Genomic DNA, 3,585 nt, shown 5'->3' on the forward strand with positions numbered 1-3,585 from the left:
AAATAACTTGAAATTATTTTAGGTGTGAGGGATCATAGCGATGTCAAATAATCCTCAATGTCCCAAACCCGTACAACTACCCCAATCTGAAGTAGAAAAAACGCTAGAAAAGCATAAAGAAATAGCATTAAAATACATTGAGACTATAAAATCAAATCACAGAATAATTGCTGTCGTGGGTTTAGGTAGTCTTGCTAGAAGATATGCAGATGAAATTTCAGATATTGATTTAGGAATCATCTTCATTGGAAAGACGTTGCCAGTCCCACAAGGAGAATTTCTTTTCGAGGGTTATGATATCGATATATTGCTTATAAATGTGGATTATTATCGTAATACCAGCGCATGGCCATCGTGGATGAGAGAGACTTTTTCATCAGCGATCATATTATATAGCAGAGATGAAAAAATAACCGAAAGAAGCCTACGAAAGCATGTCGCACCAAAGACGAAAGAATTGCAATACTTAACTACAGACATACTCCTAGATCTTGCGTGGCATGGGATCCACGTAACGGATATAATCAATTATGGAACGCCATATAAATTACCTTCAGATGGTTTCTTGGTGAAAAGAGCTGGTCCTCTTGGCACGATGATATATTATGATTTTGCACTTCAACAAGTATTAAGGCTATTTTTTATTGCAAATAGATCTTTTCCGCCTACACCAAAATGGCTTCTGTACCAGCTTCCAATGCATGATACTCGGATTGACAAAAGGATTACTAATTTTATGAAAAGTTGCACTCCCTACACAAAAAGAAAAGAGCTCGTTATTTTATTTAAAATGGCAGTTGCCCGTCTTCAGCATTCAAAATTAATTCCAAATAATTTATTTAATTTGTACACATCTGAGCATCAGAAAATGAATTGGGGAGGGTTATTGTATGCCTGAAAAGGATATCAAGCTTTTAAATCCATGGTATTCCGAACAAATATTTGTTTTGGACGACGGGACTGGTGAAAAGGCAGCCTCTATCCGTCAATGGTCTGAAAATATTAAGGAAGATTTAGGATTGAAAAGGGGTGCAATGGAATGGGAAACTCATTCTATTCAAAATGGAATTCCTATTCTGATTTATCATGAGCTTGTCTCTAAAAAAATATTTGGAAATGAGATATTATGGATCAACTTGGGAATTGAACCAAAAAAAGCACCATTTGGACAAAAAGGTTTTTATGAGGATGTGAGTATTGATTTTTCCAAACTTATTAAGATTTATAAAAATCTTTTCCCATCTTTTCCATTCACACTAGACGATATTTTTTTAAAATATACATATATTACTCATGATTTTGAGATCGATAGTGAAATAACGAAGAAGGCTATGGCGATCGCGGAATTTACTGAACGAAGTCCACTTGGTCCCCAGGTTGATTATTGTAATGGTAAAATTTTTAAATTAGGTGTTGGAAAACCGCCTAAATCTAGGCGTTGGATGGATGAAATAGGTGGCAATAAAGAAGAACTCATTACTTTTATATATCCAGATATTTTTCTAGTCAATGCCACTCCACATAAAATGGACTACCATGATAGCGCACAAAAAGTAGTTACCTACCATACTTTATTGAAAAATCTGGGATTGACTACCTTGATTTACAAAGGATTGGTTTCATTCGAAAAAGCTGGTCTTTCTAGGATATTAGATATTTTAGATGGATTGTATAGAGCCGACATCATATCATTTTCTATAGCTAGGGCCATAAAAAATGGTAATAGATCAGCTGGAACTTTAGAGAATTTGAATGAATTAGTAGAAATTATAAAAAGTATACATCTTGAAGGTCTTGAGCTAAATTGGGATTTTCTCCGCGACATGTCATTGTATCCCTCAATAATAATTGAAAAATTCATCAAAGAATTATTAGGGCTGAGGGCTGCCTATGCAGATGAGAGCTTGCTGTTGGGGAATCCTGTTGGATCAGAAGCAAAACCAGTATGTTTTGGATTAGGTGAACATCTATTTCCTAACTGTGACAAGGGGATGTCTCTTCTAAATGCTTTTGCACATTTGTCATCAATGGTTTATGAGAACATTAGGAAAATTTCGCTGGAAGAAGATTTTAAAAATTTAATTGTTTCTGTCATGGCAGGTTACAAACCTTTAACACTAACGGAAGCACATCATGGAGGTGGAATAGCAGATATTCTGGTTCCCTGTAGCAACCAAAAATTTGTAATTATAGAGTGCAAACTCTGGCGGTACCCGAAACAAATTAAAAAGAATTTGGAACAAATAGCTAAATACATTGGACCTGATGGGAATTGTGGTTTCCTGGTCTATTATGTACCTAAGAAACCAAGATCCCCTTTAATTCCTCTTGACCTACCTAGGACAAATTTAGGACATGACTCCGTCTGCAGCTCAAGTGATGCTATAATTGAAATAGATGTTCCCGGACATTCTGCGAAAGTACCTGTAGCAGTCCTATTTTTATTGAAGCCTTAAGGAACGCATTCCACAATACCCATAAAGCGACGTATCTGAGGGGCTCTGATACGACTGAGATAACGCTTCTTCACAGAATCATCTAATTTCTCCTTGTATCTAAGGAATTCCTCAAGTATATTCCTGGTTACTTTGCATATATGTTCTTGAGTAGCAATAGATGATTTAAGATGCATATTAGGGCACCTAGTTCGGCAATAAGTCTTTGCTATGCAATTACCACACTTTTCCAGTATCTCAATAAACATGTCATTTGTTGGTTTCAAATCAAATCCAGTTCTTATATGTCCTATTTTTTCTTGTACGTCTTGCATTATTTCGGGACAAGCGTATATTGTCCCATCCAAATCAACAAATAATATGGATCGCCCAAAACCACACGGGGCTGTATTTTCTTTAAATTCAGAAGTATTTGATGTGACGAGAAATGCATAATCGAAAGGAATATATTGAGGATTTGTAGGTTTCTGTAATTGGCTAAACCACTTATTCATCAGCAAAGAAATGTCGGTATAATAGTTAAGAATGGTTTGCTCGATGTCATTATCCTGAATGCTAGTGATTTGCCAATATACTGCATCTGAGAGATCCTCAAACAGGAAACAGGTCTCAAGGAAATGGCTATCTGATGTATAGGTGAGGCGAAGGATTACCGGGATTTCTGTGATATTTCTTACCCATTCTATGTTTTTTCGCACAGTGGCTACATAGAAATCTCTAGATCCATATGCAACCTTTGATTCCATGTTTACTGAAAGAAGAATAACCTCAATATTGTCAAAGAATGATTTTGACAACGTATCTAAAAGCAAACCATTTGTATGTAAAACCTGATTTACACTTGGGTACTTTTCTTTTATTTTTGAGCTCCACTCTTCGAGCAGTTTTGGCTTTAATGTCGGTTCTCCGCCATAAAAATAAACATAGATAGAATCTTTATATTCTGAGAGTTTTTCTAATAATGTCAGAACGTCGTTTATTGTATAATTACAAACACTCAATGGATGCTGTTTTTCTGTCGTCCTATCCGTTTCATAACAGTATCTGCAATTTAAGTTGCAACCACCGGTAACATTTAGAAAGACTTCCCACATATGTAATCCTTATTTAAAATAATTTCAAGTTATTT

The 3,585-nt window shown here is 35.5% G+C and carries 3 protein-coding genes; 2 read left to right on the top strand and 1 reads right to left on the bottom strand.

Annotation, left to right across the window (positions count from 1 at the left end; translation table 11 throughout):
• Nucleotides 1-40: 40 nt before the first annotated feature.
• Nucleotides 41-898 carry a nucleotidyltransferase domain-containing protein gene (locus CL181_RS16060; protein WP_097300339.1) on the top strand — a complete coding sequence of 286 codons (858 nt, stop codon included), beginning with the start codon at nt 41-43 and terminating at the stop codon, nt 896-898.
• Entirely contained in the window at nt 891-2,456 is a 1,566-nt protein-coding gene (locus CL181_RS16065) for a hypothetical protein (RefSeq protein WP_097300340.1), read from the top strand. The genes CL181_RS16060 and CL181_RS16065 overlap by 8 nt, the downstream gene beginning before the upstream one ends.
• On the opposite strand, the gene CL181_RS16070 is transcribed toward CL181_RS16065, so the two are convergent.
• Nucleotides 2,453-3,550, bottom strand: a complete 1,098-nt coding sequence (locus CL181_RS16070) for a radical SAM/SPASM domain-containing protein (RefSeq protein ID WP_097300341.1) — start codon at nt 3,548-3,550, stop codon at nt 2,453-2,455. The two genes, CL181_RS16065 and CL181_RS16070, sit on opposite strands and share 4 nt — an antisense overlap.
• Nucleotides 3,551-3,585 lie beyond the last annotated feature (35 nt).

The sequence above is a fragment of the Candidatus Methanoperedens sp. BLZ2 genome (assembly GCF_002487355.1).
Classification (GTDB): Archaea; Halobacteriota; Methanosarcinia; order Methanosarcinales; family Methanoperedenaceae; genus Methanoperedens.

Bases quoted from the DNA above. Each gene is read 5' to 3' on its own strand.
- CL181_RS16060 (WP_097300339.1), top strand. From the start codon at position 41: ATGTCAAATAATCCTCAATGTCCCAAACCCGTACAACTACCCCAATCT.
- CL181_RS16065 (WP_097300340.1), top strand. From the start codon at position 891: ATGCCTGAAAAGGATATCAAGCTTTTAAATCCATGGTATTCCGAACAA.
- CL181_RS16070 (WP_097300341.1), bottom strand. From the start codon at position 3,550: ATGTGGGAAGTCTTTCTAAATGTTACCGGTGGTTGCAACTTAAATTGC.